Annotated in this window: 16 protein-coding genes; 4 read left to right on the top strand and 12 right to left on the bottom strand. The window is 73.7% G+C overall.

What is annotated here, in order from left to right; all coding sequences use genetic code 11:
* The first annotated feature begins 216 nt into the window (after positions 1-216).
* Together A4A78_RS17725 and A4A78_RS03850 are read left to right on the top strand one after the other, a co-directional pair.
* Positions 217-369, top strand: coding sequence for a hypothetical protein (locus A4A78_RS17725; RefSeq protein ID WP_156488546.1), 153 nt, complete (start codon positions 217-219; stop codon positions 367-369).
* Entirely contained in the window at positions 366-1325 is a 960-nt protein-coding gene (locus A4A78_RS03850) for an aminoglycoside phosphotransferase family protein (RefSeq protein WP_062947076.1), read from the top strand. The genes A4A78_RS17725 and A4A78_RS03850 overlap by 4 nt, the downstream gene beginning before the upstream one ends.
* 119 nt (positions 1326-1444) lie before the next feature.
* Here A4A78_RS03850 and A4A78_RS03845 read toward each other — a convergent pair whose 3' ends face one another.
* Entirely contained in the window at positions 1445-3004 is a 1560-nt protein-coding gene (locus A4A78_RS03845) for an HNH endonuclease signature motif containing protein (protein ID WP_062947075.1), read from the bottom strand.
* Positions 3005-3205: 201 nt separating this feature from the next.
* Here A4A78_RS03845 and A4A78_RS03840 point away from each other — a divergent pair, with 201 nt between their 5' ends.
* Positions 3206-3703: a glutathione peroxidase gene (locus A4A78_RS03840; RefSeq protein WP_062947074.1), complete on the top strand. Its 498-nt coding sequence runs from the start codon at positions 3206-3208 to the stop codon at positions 3701-3703.
* 215 nt (positions 3704-3918) lie between these two features.
* On the opposite strand, the gene A4A78_RS03835 is transcribed toward A4A78_RS03840, so the two are convergent.
* The 3 genes from A4A78_RS03835 to A4A78_RS03825 all read right to left on the bottom strand — a co-directional run bounded on the left by A4A78_RS03835 (position 3919) and on the right by A4A78_RS03825 (position 9107).
* On the bottom strand, positions 3919-5799 hold the full coding sequence (locus tag A4A78_RS03835; RefSeq protein ID WP_062947073.1) for a serine hydrolase: 1881 nt from the start codon (positions 5797-5799) through the stop codon (positions 3919-3921).
* 215 nt (positions 5800-6014) lie between these two features.
* Entirely contained in the window at positions 6015-6572 is a 558-nt protein-coding gene (locus A4A78_RS03830; RefSeq protein ID WP_062947072.1) for a hypothetical protein, read from the bottom strand.
* Positions 6573-6797: 225 nt separating this feature from the next.
* Positions 6798-9107, bottom strand: coding sequence for a prolyl oligopeptidase family serine peptidase (locus tag A4A78_RS03825; protein WP_062947071.1), 2310 nt, complete (start codon positions 9105-9107; stop codon positions 6798-6800).
* A gap of 84 nt (positions 9108-9191) precedes the next feature.
* On the opposite strand from A4A78_RS03825, the gene A4A78_RS03820 reads away from it, so the two are divergent.
* On the top strand, positions 9192-9722 hold the full coding sequence (locus A4A78_RS03820) for a glyoxalase/bleomycin resistance/extradiol dioxygenase family protein (RefSeq protein ID WP_197466624.1): 531 nt from the start codon (positions 9192-9194) through the stop codon (positions 9720-9722).
* Between the two features lie 69 nt (positions 9723-9791).
* Here A4A78_RS03820 and A4A78_RS03815 read toward each other — a convergent pair whose 3' ends face one another.
* The 8 genes from A4A78_RS03815 to A4A78_RS03780 form a co-directional block, all read right to left on the bottom strand.
* Positions 9792-10769 carry a PhzF family phenazine biosynthesis protein gene (locus A4A78_RS03815; protein ID WP_062947070.1) on the bottom strand — a complete coding sequence of 326 codons (978 nt, stop codon included), beginning with the start codon at positions 10767-10769 and terminating at the stop codon, positions 9792-9794.
* 173 nt (positions 10770-10942) lie between these two features.
* Positions 10943-12382 (bottom strand): MFS transporter, encoded by a 1440-nt coding sequence (locus tag A4A78_RS03810; protein WP_369816728.1) that lies wholly within the window; start codon positions 12380-12382, stop codon positions 10943-10945.
* 347 nt (positions 12383-12729) lie between these two features.
* Positions 12730-13152: a monovalent cation/H(+) antiporter subunit G gene (locus tag A4A78_RS03805; protein WP_062947069.1), complete on the bottom strand. Its 423-nt coding sequence runs from the start codon at positions 13150-13152 to the stop codon at positions 12730-12732.
* Entirely contained in the window at positions 13149-13409 is a 261-nt protein-coding gene (locus A4A78_RS03800; protein WP_062947068.1) for a monovalent cation/H+ antiporter complex subunit F, read from the bottom strand. Before A4A78_RS03800 ends, A4A78_RS03805 begins: the two co-directional genes overlap by 4 nt.
* The gene (locus tag A4A78_RS03795) at positions 13406-13924 is read right to left on the bottom strand and encodes a Na+/H+ antiporter subunit E (protein WP_062947067.1); all 519 of its coding nucleotides are present in this window, start codon (positions 13922-13924) and stop codon (positions 13406-13408) included. The genes A4A78_RS03800 and A4A78_RS03795 overlap by 4 nt, the downstream gene beginning before the upstream one ends.
* The gene (locus tag A4A78_RS03790; protein WP_062947066.1) at positions 13924-15462 is read right to left on the bottom strand and encodes a monovalent cation/H+ antiporter subunit D family protein; all 1539 of its coding nucleotides are present in this window, start codon (positions 15460-15462) and stop codon (positions 13924-13926) included. Before A4A78_RS03790 ends, A4A78_RS03795 begins: the two co-directional genes overlap by 1 nt.
* A complete protein-coding gene (locus tag A4A78_RS03785; protein WP_062947065.1) occupies positions 15462-15791 on the bottom strand; it encodes a sodium:proton antiporter in 330 nt (109 codons plus the stop codon). The genes A4A78_RS03790 and A4A78_RS03785 overlap by 1 nt, the downstream gene beginning before the upstream one ends.
* On the bottom strand, positions 15788-18850 hold the full coding sequence (locus A4A78_RS03780) for a DUF4040 family protein (protein WP_082835169.1): 3063 nt from the start codon (positions 18848-18850) through the stop codon (positions 15788-15790). The genes A4A78_RS03785 and A4A78_RS03780 overlap by 4 nt, the downstream gene beginning before the upstream one ends.
* Positions 18851-19068 lie beyond the last annotated feature (218 nt).

The raw sequence follows: 19068 nt of genomic DNA, 5'->3' as shown, positions 1-19068 counted from the left end.
CGCCGGCGCTGGCCCCTGCATCGCCGATGATCGACCGCTCTGCGGACGTGCCGTCGGACCGTGCCACGGCGCGCCGGCGCGCTGCGGTCCTGTCGGCGCACCGCGGTCCCGCCTTTCGGGCACCGAGGTCTCGTCGGCGCGCACCGTGGACCCGCCGGTCGTGCCGGCCTCTCCCGTAGTCTGCGGGGCGTCGACGACGCTCATCGAGGAGATCCCGTGACCGCACCCCTTGCTCCTGTTCTCCTGCTGCCGCTCGGGGCCGCCGACGGGGGTGCAGGGACGGCGAGGCTCCGCCCGTTCGACCCGGCCGCGACGGCGCAGATGCCGGCGCCCGTGCTCGAGCGGCCCGCGCGGGAGCTCTCCTCATGAGCTCACCGGCTTCGCGGGTCGCGGGACATCCGCTCCCGGAGGGGCTGCGGGCGGCGCAGGACCCGGCGCTGCGCGCGTGGCTCGCCCGCCTTCCCGCGCTGGTCGACGAGGTGCTGGAGCGGTGGGAGCTGACGGCGCTGCCGCCGTTCCGACCGGGCGGTTCGAGCGCCTGGGTCGCGCCCGCGCGCACCGCCGACGGGGACGAACGGGTGCTGAAGGTGGCGTGGGCGCATGATGAGTCCCGCGACGAGGCGGCGGGGATGCGGGCGTGGCAGGGGCGCGGGGCGGCGCAGCTGCTGCGCAGCGAGCGGCGCGGCGACACGGCGGCTCTCCTGATGGAGCACGTTCGGCCCGGGGTGCCGCTCGCGCGCTGCCTGACCTGGCCCGAGCGGGACGAGGTGGCCGCGGCGGTGCTGCGTCGGCTCCGCGTCCCGGTCGACGAGCTGCTCGGTGCGGACGACGATCCGGCCGCCGACTCCACCCTCCCCGCCCCGTCCTCGTTCCGGCCGCTCGCCCACATGTGCACGTGGTGGGCCGACAGCGCCGCCCGGCGGCATGCCGAGGCCGTCCCGTCGCTGCTGCCGTCGGGGCTCGTCGAGCACGGCCTCGGACTGTTCCGCGAGCTGCCTCGGGAGTGGGACGGGGAGCAGATCCTGCTGGTCACGGACCTGAACCCGGGCAACATCCTCACCCATGACGGGCCGGATCGGTGGCTGATGATCGATCCGAAGCCGTACATCGGCGATCCGCACTACGAGGTGCTGCAGCACATGCTCAACGACGGGCAGCGCCTGGTCGCGGATCCGGGGGCGTTCGCCGATCGGATGGCTGACCTCGCGGGGCTGGATCGTCGACGGACCCGACGGTGGCTGCTGGCCCGTTGCGTGCAGGAGGCCGCGGAGTTCGGCGACGCCACATCGGCGGCGCTCCGTCTCGCGGCCGACGGGGTCGAGTGACGTTCCGGGGTTCTTGCGGCCGACTGGGTCGAGTGGCTTCTGAGGGCCGCTGCTCCTCACTGTTCGGTCCGTCGTCGGGCCCGTCGCTCAGCCTGAACTGCCGGCCTACCCCGGTCCGACTATGTGTCCATGCCTGGCGGCGCGTCTCGGCCTGACGGTGACTCGCCTCCTCCCGACGCTCCGTCGGGGTCCGACGATTCTTCGCTGCCCGGCCTATCCCCGACCGACAGCCCCCGCAGCGGCGTCGGCCCGGTCTCCCGCGCCGCGCCGGAGTGCCCGGTCCAGCGCACCCGGTGCCCGGGCAGGGCAGAGTTCTCGACCCGTTCGACGCGGGCGGCGAGCTGCTCCTTCTTGTTGCAGTGGGCGCAGAGCCCCTGACCGTTGTCGAGGCTGGTGGGGCCTCCGCGGGAGACGGGGACGATGTGGTCGTACTGGCGGATCTGCGCATTGCAGAACGGTCCGCGGCAGGTGGTGTCGCGGCGGCTGAGGAAGCGCCGCATCACGGGAGGGAAGGGGCGCGAGGCGGCGTCCATCGCGACGAGCTCGCCGGCAGTGGGATGGGCGTAGAGACGTCGCAGCGTCGCCCGCACGGCCTCGCCGTCGGGGCCGAAGGGGTCGCGCTCCCCCTCAGCGGGCGGGGTCGTGCAGGCCAGGAGCTGCTCGCGCACCGCCTCGGCCGGCACGGCGCCGTAGCCCTCGAGGTGGGCGACGTCGCCCGCCTCCGGAGAGAACAGGGCACGGTCGGTGATGATCACGCCGACCTCGAGCGTGACCGGCGGCGCCCCCTCCTCGGGGCGCAGCACCGCGTCGACCAACGCGTCCGCCATCACGGCGGAGTGGCCGCTGCGGTCCCCGGCGGCGCGGCGTCGCTCCGCCTCGCGGCTGAGGCGGCGGTGGATCTGCTGGGCGTCGAGAGCGGAGAGCCGCGCCGTGAGGGTCGCCATCCCGTGCTGACCGGGGGTCATCGTGACGTGGCGGTCCCTGCGCGCCCGGCGGTGGCGCAGCGCCGCGCCCTCCGGGTCGAGCTCCCCGGCGACGGTCGCGACCGCGTCCCGCCATCTGCGGGTGCCTGCACCGTCGAGCTCGGGGAGCCGCTCGCCGAGGATCCGGTCGACCTCGCGGGCGAGGTCCGGCTCCAGCACGGCGGAGGCATCGGCGACGGTGTAGGCGGCATCCCCGGCGATCTGCCCCGCGGCCAGCGCCGACATGATCCGCGGGAGTGTCTCGACGAGACGCCGGGCGGAGGCGAGGGTGCGGCCGGCCATGTGCGGGGAGCGGCGGGTGATCAGGGAGATGTCGGTGACGGTGGAGCCGTCGGCCTCCTTCTCGATGCGGCTGCGTGAGGGGGTGGCGGCGTCCTCGTGGGCGGCGTCGTCGCGCGCCTGCTCCCAGCGCTCGCGGCGCGTGGTCTCCTGCAGGGCGATCACGGCGCGGGCCTCGAGGGAGTCGAGCGCCCCGCGGGAGGCCTGGATCGCGCCGAGCAGGTCGGAGAACTCGCGGCGCGCACGGTCCTCGGTCGTGAACAGGTCTGTGGGGTCGCCGGCGAGCCCCTGGAGGAGGAACGCCAGATCACCGAGGTGCTGGGCGAGGCCGACGGGGTCCGTGCGGCGCAGCGCGGCGAGGGTCTCCTCGGGGGTGTCCTCCCCCGAGGTGCCCGGGAACCACGGTGCGCTCGTCATTCCTCCATGCTTGCGGCGCCCGCACGAGAGGGCCAGGCCGAACCCGGAAGTGGGGACGGCGGGGCGGTGTGGAGGAACGGTCGGCGGCAGGGGTGGCGGCAGGGGTGCGGACGAGGGCGGGGTGCGGAGCGGAGCAACGGTCCAGCGCCCCGGCGACGCTGGCCTCGCCCACCGCCCAGCCACGGGTCCCACAATGGAGGCATGACGACTCTCGCAGACTTCACCGCCACCACCCTCTCCGGGACCGAGCAGGACCTCGGCGAGCACCTCGGCTCCGTCGTGCTCGTGGTCAACACCGCCAGCAAGTGCGGGCTCACCCCGCAGTACGAGGGGCTGCAGGCCCTCCACGAGCGCTTCGCCGACCGCGGGCTCACCGTGCTGGGCTTCCCCTGCGACCAGTTCAACAACCAGGAGCCCGGCACCGACGACGAGATCTCCGAGTTCTGCCAGGTCAACTACGGAGTCACCTTCCCGATGTTCTCGAAGATCGAGGTCAACGGCGAGGGCGCGCACCCGCTGTACCAGTGGCTGACCGGCGAGCACGAGGTCGAGGGCGGGCTGAAGATCCCCGCCGGGGACATCGAGTGGAACTTCGGCAAGTTCCTGCTGGACCGGGACGGACAGGTGCTGCGTCGCTGGTCGCCGCAGACCACCCCCGAGGAGATCGCGGACGACATCGAGGCCGCGCTCGGCGCCTGAGCGCCTGAGCGCCCGACGGCCGGCCGGGCTGCCGGGCCGGACTGCCGGGTCCGGACGATCCGGGCCGGACTGCCGGGTCCGGACGATCCGGGCGGGACTGCCGGGTCCGGACGATCCGGGCGGGACGGCTCAGAGCGCGACGACTCAGTGCGCGACGACCTCGGGCTCGTGCCCCACGGCCTCGCCCCTGGGCCGTCGGCCCGGCGCCGCCGGCCTCACCCGGGAAGCGACCACCCGTCGGCGACGACGGCGTCCCGGTCGCCCGGCCGATCGGTGTCCACGAGCACCCGCCTCCGGTCCAGGACCCGCAGCCGGCCCACCCAGGCGCCGAGGCCGCGGGTGGAGCCGTCGGTGGTCAGGGCGAGCCGCACCTGCACCTCGCCCGAGAGCGGGCCCGACGCGTCCACCAGCGGGAACGTCCCCGTCCACGCCACGCGCCGGCCCCAGCCGGTGATCGTCCCGTCGGGGATCTCGACCGGCTCCTGGTGGCGGGCGGTGAGGCGACCCGGCAGGGGCGTCCAGCTCTCTCCCCCGTCGGCCGAGACCTCGAGGACCAGCAGGTCGTAGGCGGTCTCGAGGTGCGCGAACAGCTCCGCCTCGAGCACGGGCTCGCGGCCGGGCAGGTCCGCGGAGATCTCCAGGGTCGCCGTGGCGGCGTCGCGGACCCCGGCGCGCCAGCCCGACCGCACGCTCTCAGGGACGATCCCGAGCGCATGGGCCACGCAGGTGGAGACCTCGCGACGGGTGACCGAGGTGGTGGACCATTCGCGGGTGGGGTGCACCGAGTTGGTCAGCAGCACCACGACGGTCTCCGTGAGCGGGTCGATGACCAGCGAGGTGCCGGTGAACCCGGTGTGCACACCGCTGTAGGGGCTGGTCAGGCCCGCATGGTAGAACCAGGCCTCGAGCTCCGGGCCGAGACCGCGCCGTGCGCCGCCGACGCCGGTGATCTCGGCGATGCGGTCGGTGAACATCGACTCGACGGTGTCGGGCTGGAGGATGCGGGCCCCGCCGTAGATCCCGCCGTGCAGGAACATCTGCGCGAACACGGCGAGGTCGCGGGCGGTGGAGAACACCCCGGCGTGCCCGGCGACGCCGCCGAGGGAGTAGGCGTTCTCGTCGTGGACGTGGCCGTGGACGAGCCGGCCGTAGTACTCCACGTACTCGGTCGCGGCGATGCGGTCCTTCAGCTCCGCGGGCGGGTTGTACATCGTCTCGTCCATGCCGAGCGGGCCGGTGATGTGCTCGCGCACGTACGCGTCGAGGCTCTGCCCGGAGAGCTTCTCGACGATGAGCCCGAGCGTGATCAGGCCCAGGTCGGAGTAGACGTACTTCGTGCCGGGCGGGGTGCTCGGCGCGACGGTGAGCACCGCGTCGATCCGCGAGGGGATGTCCGGGAAAGCGGAGTAGAGGTTGATGAAGGCGGGCAGCCCGCCGACATGGGTGAGCAGGTGCTGGACCGTGACCTCGCCCTTCCCGTTCTCGGCGAAGCGCGGGAGGTGGTCGGCGACGCGGTCCTCGAGCGAGAGCAGTCCCGCCTCGACGTGCTGCATGACGGCGGTGGCGGTGAAGATCTTCGAGATCGAGGCGAGGTCGTAGATCGTGTCCGTCCGGGCGGGGATCCGCTCCGCCTCGGGCAGCTCGGTGCTCGCGTCCTGCCAGCGCAGCGCGTACCCGTCGGCGTGCTCGTAGGCGATGCCGCGCTGCGAGGCGACCAGCAGCGTCGCACCGGAGAAGCGGGGCGGGTCGTTGTCGAGGCCGGCACGGAGGATGCCGGGCAGCTGGGCGAGCACCTCCGCATCGAGGCCGACGTCGGCGGGGTCGACGTCCTCGAGCGTCCTCGAGGAGCCGCGCCGGTTCCAGGGGTGGGGGTGGGGCCCGCCGGGCCGCCATCCGGGAGCGGAGGCGGCGGCCTGCTTCTCGGGGCGCTCCTTGCGCGGTGCGGGATCGCCCATGGCGTGGGCGGCGGTGGTGAGGCCGACGGCTCCGGTGCAGGCGGCGAGCGCCCCGGCGGCGAGGCCGACGCGACGGGTGATGCCGGGCTGGTCGGGGCCGGACTGGTCATCGCGGGGCTGGTCGGTGCCGGGGTGGTCCATGGGGCTCCTTCGCTTCGGGTCCGTCGCGCGGCCGGGGGCGTCCTCGATGACGCCGCACGTCCGTCTCCGCTGGTCGGACCGGGTGGCACGCAGGCTCCGCTCCCCCTGGTCGGGAGCCTCGCGCACCGCCGACCAACCTAGCCCCGCACCTCCGCTGTGGCAACCGTCGCACGCCGGGCGCGGGGCGGTCGCGTGGTCATCTCCGGCCCCGGAGGTCAGCGGCTGCCGACGGGCCCGCTCCCTCTCCGAGCCGCCCGCACCTCGCGCAGGCCGAGCACCAGCAGGACGATCGAGGCGGCCCGCAGCCCCGCCACCACCAGGTCCCCGAGGATCTCGAGGATTCGGGCGACGAGCACGACGCCGTCGGGGAATCGGTCCAGGTCGCCGGAGACGTCGATGCCGAAGAGCAGACCAAGCAGGACCGGGGCGATGGCGAGCACCCCGCCGATCCAGAGCCGGCTCCCGCGACGGGCATGCACGATCACGATGATCGACAGCACCAGCGCCGCGACCCAGAGGGCCAGGCTTCCGAGCGCCAGAAGTGCAACGACGGCCCCGAACGTGGCCCGACCGCCGGGATCGGCCAGCAGCCCGGTCCACGTCTCGAGGGGCCGACCCGCCATGAGCAGCTCCAGGAGCAGGCGCACGAGGCCGCTGAGCACCATCACGGCCATCACCGCGATCAGGGCGTACGCCGTGCGGACCGGAGGTTCGGACAGCGCGGGCGGGACCGGTCCGCGCGGCGGCCACGACTCGCTGCCGGGCGGGGGCACCGGTGCAGGACCGCCCGGATTCTGCCCGCCTGCTCCCGGCCCGTAGGCCCGGTGCCCCTGGGCTCCCGGACCGACCGGTCCCGGCCAGCCCGGTCCCGGCCCCTGCGCGCCCGACGCTCCCGGCCCTGGCGGGGGAGCTCCCGGCCCGTAGGCCTGGTGCCCGTCGCCGCTCGTGCTCGGATCCGTCATCGTCTCCCCCGCCCCCTGCTCCCGGTCACCGCACCCTCAGTTGCTCTCCAGCGCGAGCACGGGCACGCAGGCCGGGCTGAAGCCCAGCACCTGCCCGTAGAAGGACAGCGACGACTCGATCGCCGTCACGATCGTCTCCGCCTTCCGGAAGCCGTGCTGCTCGCCCTCGAACAGCAGATAAGCGTGCGGGATGCCCTTGGCGGCGAGCGCGTCGCGGAAGGCCTCGGACTGGCTGGGCGGGACGATCCGGTCCTCGTCGCCCTGCAGCAGCAGCACCGGCACCTCGAGCTCGTCGACGTGGCTGAGCGGGGCGCGCTCGACGTACAGGTCCCGCCGCTCGGGATAGGGGCCGACGAGCCCGTCGATGTAGCGGGACTCGAAGTCGTGGGTGTCCAGGCGGAACTGCTCGAGCTCGGCGACGCCGAAGCTGGAGACCCCGGCCGCGAAGGCGTCCGTGCGGGTCAGGCACGCCAGCGTGGTCCAGCCGCCGGCGCTGCCGCCCTCGATCGCGAGCCGCTCCCCGTCGGCGATCCCCTCGGCGACCAGGTGCTCCATCACCGCGACGGTGTCAGCGACGTCGACCACGCCCCACTGGCCCTTGAGCCGGTCGCGGTAGGCACGGCCGTAGCCGCTGGAGCCGCCGTAGTTCACGACCACCACGCCGAGCCCGCGGGAGGTGTAGTAGGCGACGGGCAGCGAGAGCACCGGCGGGACGTGCGCGGTGGGGCCGCCGTGGACCTGCGCGATGAACGGCGGCAGCTCGCCCTCGCGCCCGGCGAGGCCCTCCTGACGAGGGCGGTGCACGATCGCGTGGACCACCCCGCCGTCCGCCAGCGGCACCTCGATGCTCTCCGCCTCGGGCAGGAGCCCGGGGTCGGGGGCGTCGTCGCGGGAGGAGCGCAGCAGGGTGAGCGCAGAGAGGGACGGTGCGGCCGACGGGGTCGGTCCGGCCGACGGCGCGCCACCGGTCGAGGCGGCCGCGGGGGCGGCATAGGTCGGTGCGGCCGCGGGGGCGGCGTCGGTCGATGCGGCCGACGGGCCGGACAGGCCAGGCGCGTCGTCGAGCCGCAGCTCGGCGAGGTGGATCGCGCCGAACGCGGTCGGGGAGGCGCCGGCGAGGACGAGCAGCCCGTCCTCGCGGCGCTGCATGCCGCCGACCTCGGTGAGCGGGCAGTCCAGCGGGGCGAGCTCGCCGGTGCTGATCCGCAGCACCGACAGCGAGGTCGCGGCGCGGCCGTGCTGGACGAGGGCCCGGTCGGCGTCGAGCACCTGGCACCAGGTGGTGCCCAGCGCCCACATCGGCCCCGCGAACTCCTCCTCGCGCTCGAGGACCTGACGGGCGCCGTCGGCCGACGACCACGTCCAGGGGTTCCACCAGCCGGTGGTGTCGGAGAGGAACAGGAGGCGCTCGTCGTCGAGCCACTCGGGCTGGAGCACCGAGACGTCGGTGCCGCCGGCGATGATCTCGCCCTCTCCGGCGCTGCCGTCGAGCAGCGGTGCGACGTGCAGCTCGGTGCCGTCCCAGGGCATCTGCGGGTGCTCCCAGCTGATCCAGGCCAGGCGCGTGCCGTCGGGGCTGAGGCGCGGGTGGGCGACGAAGCGGGAGGCGGGGGTGATGCGGCGCAGGGCGGCGGGATCCTCCGCGGCGGAGCCGTCGAGCGGGACCGCGACGATGCTGCGCTCGATGTGCGGGGCGCCGTCGGCGTCGGCGGGCGGGGTGACGTCGGAGTCGGTGGGCGGGGTGCCGCCGTCAGGGCGCGGGGCGCCGCCGTCGGGGCTCGGGCCGTCGGCCCCGGCGGTGCGGCCGACGAGGCCGGCGTGGTCCTCGCACACCCACCACACCTCTGTCGTGCCGTCCACGAGGGTGACGACGGTGGGGTCCGCCCAGCGCAGCGAGGGTCCGTGTGCGGACTCGACCTCGGGGCCGACGGGGGTGAGCGGGCGGGGCTGCTCCCCCTCGCGCAGCGCGTAGGCGCGCTGGTCGGCGAAGTTCACGAAGACGACCAGCGGCGGCTGTCCGTCCGGGCCCGGCGCGGGGACGACGCTCCAGCTCGACCCGCCGTACTCGTGCACGCGCGAGCGGGCGTTGTAGGGGGCGGGCAGGACGGTGACGCGGTCTGCCGGCACGGACAGGGCGGCCGCCCCCTCGGCCCCCTCGGCCGGCGGGAGCGCGACGGGGCCCGCCGTGCGGACGATCGCCTGGCGACCGCCCTCGGTGGCGATCCCCTCGGTCCACCACACCTCCCGGCCGACGAGGCGCGGGGAGCCCAGGCGGGTGCCGCCGGTCGCGAGGAGGTCGGCGGTCAGGGGCGAGGGCCAGGAGCCGTACGGGAGAGTCGTCACCATGGGACCAGCGTAGGCAGAACGCGGCTCCGGCAGGACGACACTTCGCGGACGGGAGCTGTCCGCCCGACGGCGAAGGATCGAGGCATGGACACCACGCTCTTCACCCCGACCTCTCGCCTCACCGGCGGCTACGGCAGCCTCAACTCCTTCGCGATCGTGAAGGGCCCGGACGGGGCCCGCGGCTTCCACTCCTTCCTCGCCGCCGTGTTCGACGCGGTCGAGACCCTCGAGGCGCATGCCGTGGACACCGACGGGCTCCTGATCCATTCCGAGGCCCGGATCGGCGACGCCTGCCTGATGGTCGTCGACTCGAAGCCCGACTGGCCCTTCACCCCCGCGATGCTGCAGGTCAACGTCGAGGACCCGGAGGAGGTGCTGCGCCGCGCCCGGGAGCGGGGTGCACGCGTCATCACCGAGGTCTCGCCGTTCTACGGCTCGACGATCGCGAGGTTCCAGGACCCGTGGCACAACATCTGGTGGCTGTTCGGCCCGGCCGACGAGGACGCGTCGGAGCTCGAGTGGGATCCGGAGGTCGCGGCCGAGGAGGGCGAGAGCGAGGTGCACGCGAGCATCTGCCGCGCGATGGAGGGGCTCGTGGCTCCCGGGGAGGGGTGACGGGCTCAGGCGCTCAGGCGCTCAGGCGCTCAGGCGCTCAGGCGCTCAGGCGCTCAGGCGCTCAGGCGCTCAGGCCATGATCGTGCCCTCGACAGTGAGCACCGTCGACCCACCGACCCACAGCGTCCCGTCGGCCGCCTGTTCGAGGTGGACCCGGCCCTCGCGGCCGAGCGCCGTCCCCTGCGCGGCGGTCCAGCGCTCGGGCGCCTCTCCGCGAGCGACGAGCCACTGGCCGATCCCGGCGTTGAGGCTGCCGGTGACCGGGTCCTCCACGCCGACGGGCGCGAAGGCCCGCACCTCGTAGAGCGGCGCGGCGTCCGGATCGGGGGACGCATCGCCCAGCGCGTCCCGCTGCCCGCTCCCCCAGCGCCCGATCACGCCGACCTTCCGGTTCCCGAGCGCGGCCACGTCGGGCTCGAGGGAGAGCACCTGCTCGGCGTCCTCGAGCTCGAGCACCTGCCAGCCCGGGCCGTTGTCCGCCCAGGTGTGGCCGCGCACGGCGGCGCGGGGGATGCCGAGGGCCGCGGCGATGCGGCCCACCTCGTCCTCGGCGAGCGGGCCCTCACGAAGCAGCGGCGGGGCGGCGAAGGCGAGGCGCTCCCCCGCCGGCTCCTCGCTCCGATGCACGTCGGACGGCCCTGCCGTGTCGAGCGACCGCACGTCGTCCAGCCCCGCGTCATGCCCCACCTCGCTCCGCCGCACCTCGACCAGGCCGATCGCGCACTCCTGCACGATCCGCTCGCCCGACGGGACGCCGCCCGCGTGCAGCCAGGCCCGGGCGGTGCCGAGAGTGGGGTGGCCGGCGAAGGGCAGCTCGCCCGAGGGAGTCCAGATCCGCACCCGGTAGTCGGCCTCCGCCATGGTGGGCGGCAGCAGGAAGGTGGTCTCGGAGAGGTTCGTCCACTGCGCGATGCGCTGCATGTCCTCGTCGGCCAGGTCCTCCGCCTCGAGCACCACGGCGAGGGGATTGCCGCGCTGGGGCGCGTCGGCGAAGACGTCGAGCTGGAGGAAGGGGCGGCGGCGGGGCAGGACGGGCGCGGCGGTCATGGCCCCATCCTCCCCCGGCGACGACGCAGTCCTCCCCGGCGGCGACGCAGGCAGAGGCCCGGCCCCGCATTCGTGGATCCGGGGCCGGGCCTCTGCGACGGGCGCCGGCGATCAGCGGCCGGGTGAGCGGGTCGGGTGCGGTCGCACTCCCCCTGTCCCTCCGGCGCCGTGGCTCAGCGGCCGCAGGCGTCCATCTTGGCGTCCTCCTCCTGGATCGCCTCGAGGCCGTAGTCCTCGGGCTCGGACTCCGGGATCTCGGTGCCGTGCAGGGACGCGCCCGCCGTCTCCTTGAGGAACAGCAGCGCCACCATGCCGACGGCGCAGCCGAGCATCACGTACACGGCCGGGAACTCGAGGAACCCGGTCGACTCCACGACCGCCTCGTTCAGCGGCGCGGCGGTGCCGCCGAAGATCGAGGTGAACACGTTGTAGGTCACCGCGAAGCCCGCGAAGCGCACATGGGCGGGGAACATCGCCGGGAAGGTCGCGGAGATGGTGGACAGCTGCGGGATGTACAGCAGGCCCAGCACCGCGAAGCCGACGATCGCCAGGCCGAAGCTCTGCCCCATCAGCATGTACATCGGCACGGCCATGACGAACAGGCCGATCATCGAGAACCACCACATCCTCTTGCGGCCCACCCGGTCCGAGAGCGCACCGCAGAAGGGGATCACCGCCATCATCGCGACCTCGCCGATCAGGATCACCATCAGCGACTCGTTCGCGGAGAGGTTGATCTTGGTCTCGAGATAGCCCGGCATGTAGGTCAGCAGCGTGTAGTTCGCGATGTTCAGCGGGATCACGAGCCCCGACATCACCAGGATCGGACGCCAGTAGCGCACGATCAGGTCGCGCAGGCCGCCGGTGGCGCTCTCGACCGCCTCGTCGGCGTCCTCGAGCTCCTGGAAGACCGGGGTCTCGTCGAGGCGCGAGCGCAGGTACAGGCCGATCAGGCCCAGCGGCGCCGCGACGAAGAAGGGCACGCGCCAGCCCCAGGCGGCCATCGCGTCCTCGCCGATGATCAGCTGCAGCACGAGCACCACCACGGTGCCGAGCGCGAAGCCGCCCAGGGTGCCGAACTCGAGGAAGCTGCCGTACAGGCCGCGGCGCTTGTCCGGCGCGTACTCGGCCATGAAGGTCGCCGCGCCGCCGTACTCGCCGCCGGTGGAGAAGCCCTGCACCAGGCGCAGCACGGCCAGCAGGATCGGGGCGAGGATGCCCACCTGCTCGTAGGTGGGCAGCACGCCGATCAGGAAGGTCGCCGCGGACATCAGAATGATCGTCAGCGCGAGAACCTGCTTGCGGCCCAGGCGGTCCCCGAGCGGACCCCAGACGAAGCCGCCGAAAGGCCGGGCGAGGAAGGAGATCGCGAGGAACGCGTAGGTCCAGAACAGCCCCTCGGAGCCCGAGGGGAAGAAGTGGGCCGCGATGTAGGTCGCGACGACCGCATAGGCGCCGTAGTCGTACCACTCGGTCGCGTTGCCCATCGCGGAGGCGGCCACGGCCTGCTTGATGGTCCGCCGGGGAGGGAGGTCCTCGAAGGAGATCTCGCCCGAGGTGGTCGCCGGCTCGGGACCGGGTCCGGGGGAGGAGGTGGTGGTGGATGTCGTCACAGACTGGTCATCCGTTCTTCGCGCACGTGCCGCAGCACGCTGTGGCGGCGTTCCCCGCCGGCAGGAGCCGGTGCCCGACGAGCGGGAAGCGGCCGATGACAGGTGGTCACCGGACGGAGCAGGGCGCAGGCCCCGGCCGCGTGCCGGCACTGCGCCCCATCAGCAAAACGCCGCCACGATAGCGAGCAGGGCACGAAGTTTCCAGCCGGTAGCCACGCGGGGCAGCGCGTCAACAGATCAAGGAGACGAAGAGGAGGGGACGGGGTGCTGTGCCCAGAAGGCGGCGCCGCCGGGATCGTCTGCGCGAACCCAGAGCTCGCCTCCCTCCGCCGTCCGGCTGGAGACCGTCAGTCCCCGGCACCCGGCCCGGAGGCCCCCCCGTCGTCGCTGTGCGGCTCCTGCTCCCCCTCGCCCGGCGCCCGGGCGAGGTCCTGCGGGGCCGTGCGCGGATCCACCGGCGAGCCGGAGAGGTAGGCGGCTCGCGCCAGCACGTTCGAGGCGATCGAGGAGACGATGATCAGTGCCAGCACGGTGAGCAGCGTCTTCACCAGCACGACGGGGTCCAGCCCGCCGGTGCGGGTGTGCTGCAGGAAGGCGCCGATCACGATCATCGGCAGACCCAGGCCGGTGGCCGGGGAGAGCACGTTGATGCGGCTGAACGAGTCGCGGGCGTGGAACATCGACAGCGCGGCGGTGAGCATCCAGAACGCGCCGCCGATCAGCAGCACGCCGATCAGCACGGTGAGGGCGAGGTCGAGCACGGGGTTCATCGGCGCCCCTTTGTGAGGATGCGGGCCAGGGCCACGGTGGCGAGGATCCCCAGCACGGAGGCGATCAGCGCGGCGTCCACCGCCGCGGCGGAGGAGTTCACCAGGCCGATCAGCACGATCACCCCGATGCCGGAGAAGAACACCAGATCGCCCACCACGGCGCGGCTGGCCGGGTCCGGTGCCGTCGCCACCCGGAACAGGCCCACCAGGATCGCGGCGCCCAGCAGCACCACGGTGGTCCACAGGATGATGGTCATCGCTCGTCCTCCTCCTGCTCGCGGGGCTGCTCGTGCGAGGACCCGCCCGCTCCGGCGTGCCCGCCGGGACCCGTCCGATGGCCCGCGGCGCGGATCCGACGCACGGCGCGCCCGTCCGCGAAGCGCTCGTCGGCCGCACTGCGCGACCGGCGCGGGAGCAGCGCCGCCTCGGCCCCGCCCGGCCCGCGGGAGGCGCGCAGCAGGCGCTGCTCCATCTCGCGCAGGTCCTCGACCACCTGCTCGCGCGACGCGGCGAACAGCACATGCACGAACAGGCTCGGGCCCTCCTCGAGGGTGCCGTGGGCGGTGCCCACCACCAGCGTGCCCGGGGTGATCGTGATCGAGGAGGCCATCGCGATGATCTCGAGGTCCGTGGCGGCCCGCAGCGGGTACTCCACGATCGCGGGCGAGCTGCGGGTGCGGGGGCTGTACACCCCGCCGGCCACCGCGAAGGAGCCCTTCACGATCTCGCCGATGATCCACAGCACATAGGTGAACGTGTACCAGGCGCGCATCAGCCGATCACCGCCTCGACGTAGGCCTCGACATCCAGCAGGTCCGTGGCGGCCACGTCGATGCTGGGCAGCACGACGCCGATCCCCGCGAACAGCGCCATCGACAGCGCGATCATGGCCGCCCCCGGGGCCAGCAGCCGCCGCGGCACCCGCACCTCGTCGGGCAGCGGCTGCTCCTCGCCGCGGCCGGTGGTGGGATCGTCCGGCCGGTAGGTGGTCATGTCCTCACCCCAGGCCAGGCGGCGCCACACCCGCTGCAGGCCCAGCAGGGAGCCCACGGAGGCGATCACCACGGCGAGCAGCGCCGCCCAGCCCAGCACGGCGTCCCCGCCGGTGATCTGCTCGGAGGGGGCCTGCAGCAGGCCCACCTTGCCCCACAGGCCGGAGGTGGGCGGCAGGCCCACCAGGCTGAACATGCCCAGCGCCATCACGGCCATCACCCACGGCTCGCGCCGGGCCAGGCCGCTGAGGCGGTCCAGGCGGCCCGAGCCGTAGGTGTGCTCGAGCGCGCCGGTGGTGAGCAGCAGGGAGGACATCGAGATCACGTGGTGGACCAGGTAGAGGATGCCCGCGGTCACGGAGAGCTGGGTGAGCAGCACCAGGCCCAGCAGGATGTGGCCCACGCCGGTGACCATCTGATGGCCCATCGCGGTGCGCACCCGGGTGGCGGCGGCGGTGGAGAACGCGCCCACCAGGATCGTGGCCAGCACCAGCACCGCGAACACGGTGAGGAACGGAAGCTCGTCGCCGAAGGCGACCGCGACGATGCGGTAGATCGCGTACAGCGCCACCTTGGTGTGCAGGGCGGAGAACAGCGCCATGATCCCGGCCGACGTCGCGGGGTAGGCGCGCGGCAGCCAGGAGTGCACCGGCACCATGCCGCCCTTGACGGCCAGGGCCAGCAGCACCACGGTCAGGGCCGCGGCGGTGACCGGGTTCTCGCCGCCGGCACCGGCCAGCGCGGCGAGGTTCACGGTGCCGGCGGTGCCGTACACGAACCCCACGCCGATCAGCAGCACCGTCGAGGTGAGCAGGTTGACCAGCACGAACAGTCGGCCGATGCCGAGGCGACGCCAGGTGCCCGTCAGCGCGATCAGCGCGTAGGAGGGCATCAGCATCACCTCCACCCACACGAACAGGTTGAACAGGTCGCCGGTGATGAGCGCGCCGTTCACGCCGGCGCTCAGCAGCAGCACCAGCGGCGGCACGAAGCGGTACCGCGCCTCCCCCGTGAGCACGAGGAACACGCTGGCGGCGAGCGTGGACAGCGCCGTCACCAGCAGCATCACGGCGCTGAGGGTGTCGGAGACGAAGGGGATCGCCAGCACGTCGGAGAAGCCGCCGACGGCGTGGGAGAGCACCGGCACGGTGCGGTGGAAGGCCATCAGCCACAGCGCGCCGAGCGCCACCAGCAGCGGGGCGCCCAGCATCACCGCGACCTCCACGGGGCGGCGGCGCACCACCACCAGCGCGGCGGCGCCCAGCAGAGGCACCACCACGAACAGCGGCAGCAGGGCGGGGTTCACGGCGGGGATCATCAGTCGTGGGTCTCCCCGGTGTCGGGATGGGCGGTCATGTCGTCGTCCCGGCCGATCACCGCGAGGGTGAGCATGAAGATCGTGACCGCCATCGTGATCACGATCGCGGTGAGCACGAACGCCTGGGGCAGCGGATCGGCCATGTCGGCGCGGGAGGAGAGGTCGGTGAGCGGCTCGGCCCGCCAGCCGGGCACGCCGGTGGCCAGCAGGGCGAAGTTCGCGGCGTGGCTGAGCAGGGTCATCCCGAACACGGCGCGCACCATGCTGCGCTGCAGCAGCAGGTACACACCGCCGGTGACGAGCACGGCCACGGTCAGGGCGAGGATCATCGGCGTCCGGCCTCCCTCGGCTTCGTTCCGGCGGTCAGGTGCGCGGTGCCCACCCCGACCCGTCGGCGGCGCGCGGGCTCGCCGCGGGTGGTGTCCAGCGGGCCGGGCAGCTCGCCCTCCACCGCCTCGTCCGTGCGCTCACGGGTGCCCTCGCCGGACTTCTCGCCCGTGGTGGCGCCGGCCCCCAGCAGGTTCACGGCCACCATCACCAGGCCCAGCACCGCCAGGTACACGCCCAGGTCGAAGATCATCGAGGTGGAGACGTGCTGGCCCAGCAGGTAGCCGTGCAGCGGCTCGAGGAAGCCCTCGTGGAGGAAGCCCAACGCCCCGGAGCCGAGCGCCACCAGCACGCCCCCGCCGATCAGCAGCAGCGGCAGGCGCGGCGGGCCGATCTGGCGGTCCCGCGAGGTGGACAGGTACAGCAGCGCCACGATCGCGGAGCCCACCAGGGCGGCGATGAAGCCGCCGCCGGGGGCGTTGTGGCCGCGCAGGAACAGCATCAGCGACAGCAGCGCGAGGATCGGGCCCACCACGCGCACCATCAGCTGCAGCGCGGCGGCGTTGCCCCAGGCCGAGGAGATGGCCCGGTGCGCGGAGGTGCCCTCCTCGCGCAGGTGCGGGGCGTCGACCTGCTCGTCGGCGCGGGCGGGGTCGATGAACATGTGGCGCACGCTGGAGAGCACGGCCACGATCGCCACGCCCGCCATGCCCAGCACGGAGAGCTCGCCGAGCGTGTCCAGCGCACGGAACTCCACCAGGATCACGTTGACGATGTTGTGGCCGCCGGTGATCTCCTCGGCATGATCGATGTAGTACTCGGCGACCTCGCTGCGGCCGCGCCGGCCCATGAACAGGAACACGCCGGCACCGGCGGCGAGACCCACCGGGACCGCGACCAGCAGCGCGCCCGCCCGGCGGGAGCGGCGGGGGGCGCCGTCCCGCTCCGGGGCCTCGAAGCGCTGCGGCAGCCGCTGCAGCACCAGCATGATCACGATGATCGTCAGCGACTCCACCAGCAGCTGGGTGAGGGCGACGTCCGGGGCGCCCAGCGCCAGGATCTGCACGGTGGCGAGGATGCCGACGGCGGAGAGCGCCACCGCCGCGCCCAGCCGGTCCCGCCGCGTGCACACCACGATCACCGCGGCGGTGACCAGCACCAGCAGGATCACGTCGATTCCGCGGTTCATGCCCTGCTGCAGCGGGGCGAGGTCCCCCCACAGCACCGCGAGGGAGCCCAGCACCACCGCGGCGAAGGCCAGCAGGATCGCGCCCAGGTGGCGCATCGGGTCATCGGTGGCGATGGGGCGCACCAGCCACGCTGCGACGCGCTCGGCGAGGCGGTCCACCGCCGTGAGCACGCGGGCGCCGTCCACGGGGAAGGGCCGCGCCTCCAGGGCGGGCAGCACCCGCTTCCGCGCCAGCGCGATCGCCACGCCCAGCGCGATGATGGCGACGGTGAGGCCCAGCTCCGGGGTGATCCCGTGCCAGAAGGCCAGGTGGGGGTGGAACTCGCCGCCCAGGGCGGCGTCCATCGCGCGGCCGACGGGGGTGTCCAGCACCCCCACCACCAGCGCGAGCGGCAGGCCCACCAGGATCGGCAGCGCGGCCGGGCCGAGGAACAGCAGGCCGGGGGCGTGGGCGTCCTCGGCGCGCACCAGCGCGCCGGTGGCGTCGTGCGCGTCGGGGGCCGACGGCGCCCGCTCGCCGTCGACGCGTGCCAGGAGCTCCTCGTCGCGGCCGTCCACGAAGGCGCCCAGCACGATCTTGGCGCAGTAGGCGAAGGTGAGCACGCTGGCGCCGGCGATGCCGAGCGCCACCGCCCAGGGCGCCCAGGCTGGTCCGCCGGTCTCGAGCGCGCCGGTGAGCAGCGACTCCTTGGAGACGAAGCCGAGCATCGGCGGCAGGCCCGCCATCGACATGCAGCCCAGCACGGTCACGGCGAAGGAGCCGGGCATGGTGCGCCACAGCGCCGGCATGCGCCGCAGCTCGCGGGTGTGCACGGCGTGGTCCACCACGCCGACCATCATGAACAGCCCGGACTTGAACAGGGCGTGCGCGATGGTGTGCAGCACGGCGGCGAGGATCGCGTACTCGGTGCCCACGCCGATGAGGGTGACGATGAGACCCAGCTGGCTCACCGTCGAGTAGGCCATCAGCTTCTTCAGATCGCCCTGCTGCAGGGCCAGGAAGCCGCCCACGAAGGCGGTGGCGATCCCCGCCACGATCAGCAGCACGTTCCAGGCGGGGACGTCGTGGAAGGCGGGGCTGAAGCGCAGCAGCAGGAAGATGCCGGCCTTCACCACGGCGGCGGCGTGCAGGTAGGCGGAGACCGGGGTGATCGCGGCCATCGCATCAGGCAGCCACACGTGGAACGGGAACTGGGCGGACTTCGTGCACGCCGCGACCGCGACCAGGAGGGCGACCAGCGTGGTGAACGCCGGGTCCTGCTGCCAGATCCCGTCGGCCAGCACCTCGCTGAGGGAGGTGGTGCCCAGGCGCAGCACCATCAGCGCGACGGCGCTGAGCAGGGCCAGGCCGCCCAGGAAGGTGATCAGCAGGGTGCGCATCGAGGCGGCCTGCCCGGCCGCGCCGGAGCGGGCGATCAGAAGGAACGACGCGATCGAGGTGAGCTCCCAGGCGATGAACAGCAGCACCAGGTCGTCGGCGAGCACCAGGGTCACCATCGACAGGGTGAACAGCGCCATCACCAGGGAGAAGCTGAGATTGCGGCCCACCGGGAGGTACCGGGCCGAGTACGCGAGCACCACCGCACCGATCACCAGCGCGATCATCGAGAAGACGATGCCGATCCCGTCGGCCCGCAGTGCGAACTCCACGCCCCACTGCGGCGCCCACGGGACGGCGAAGGTGGTGGCCGGGTCACCGGCCCCGCCCGCCATCACGGCGGCGGTGGCGGGCAGCAGCGCCGCGGCGGCGGCCAGGTAGAGGGCGGCGAGGACCCAGCAGGCGGCGCGGCCCATCAGCCGGTCCAGCACCGGGGTGACGGCGACGGTCGCGGCGAGGAGCAGCAGGGTCCACAGCACTGACACCGTCAGCACCCCGGGCGTGCGTGGGCGGCGGCGTCACGGCGGGTCATGGCGGGGAGTCTAGCGAGTGACCCTGAGCCGCTCCACCGCGTGCGGTCGGGGTGGCGGAGCGCGCGCCTCGCGCGCGCGTGCGAGAGGAAACTCGTCTCCGTCGCTCCTCGCACCGGCGCGGCAGGCCGACAGAGGTGAGGAGAGTCACGCCGTCGCGGCGGCGCGGCGGCGCGACGACT

The organism is Brachybacterium sp. sponge, from assembly GCF_001613775.1.
Taxonomy (GTDB): domain Bacteria; phylum Actinomycetota; class Actinomycetes; order Actinomycetales; family Dermabacteraceae; genus Brachybacterium; species Brachybacterium conglomeratum.
This window is presented reverse-complemented; position numbering and strand designations above follow the sequence as displayed.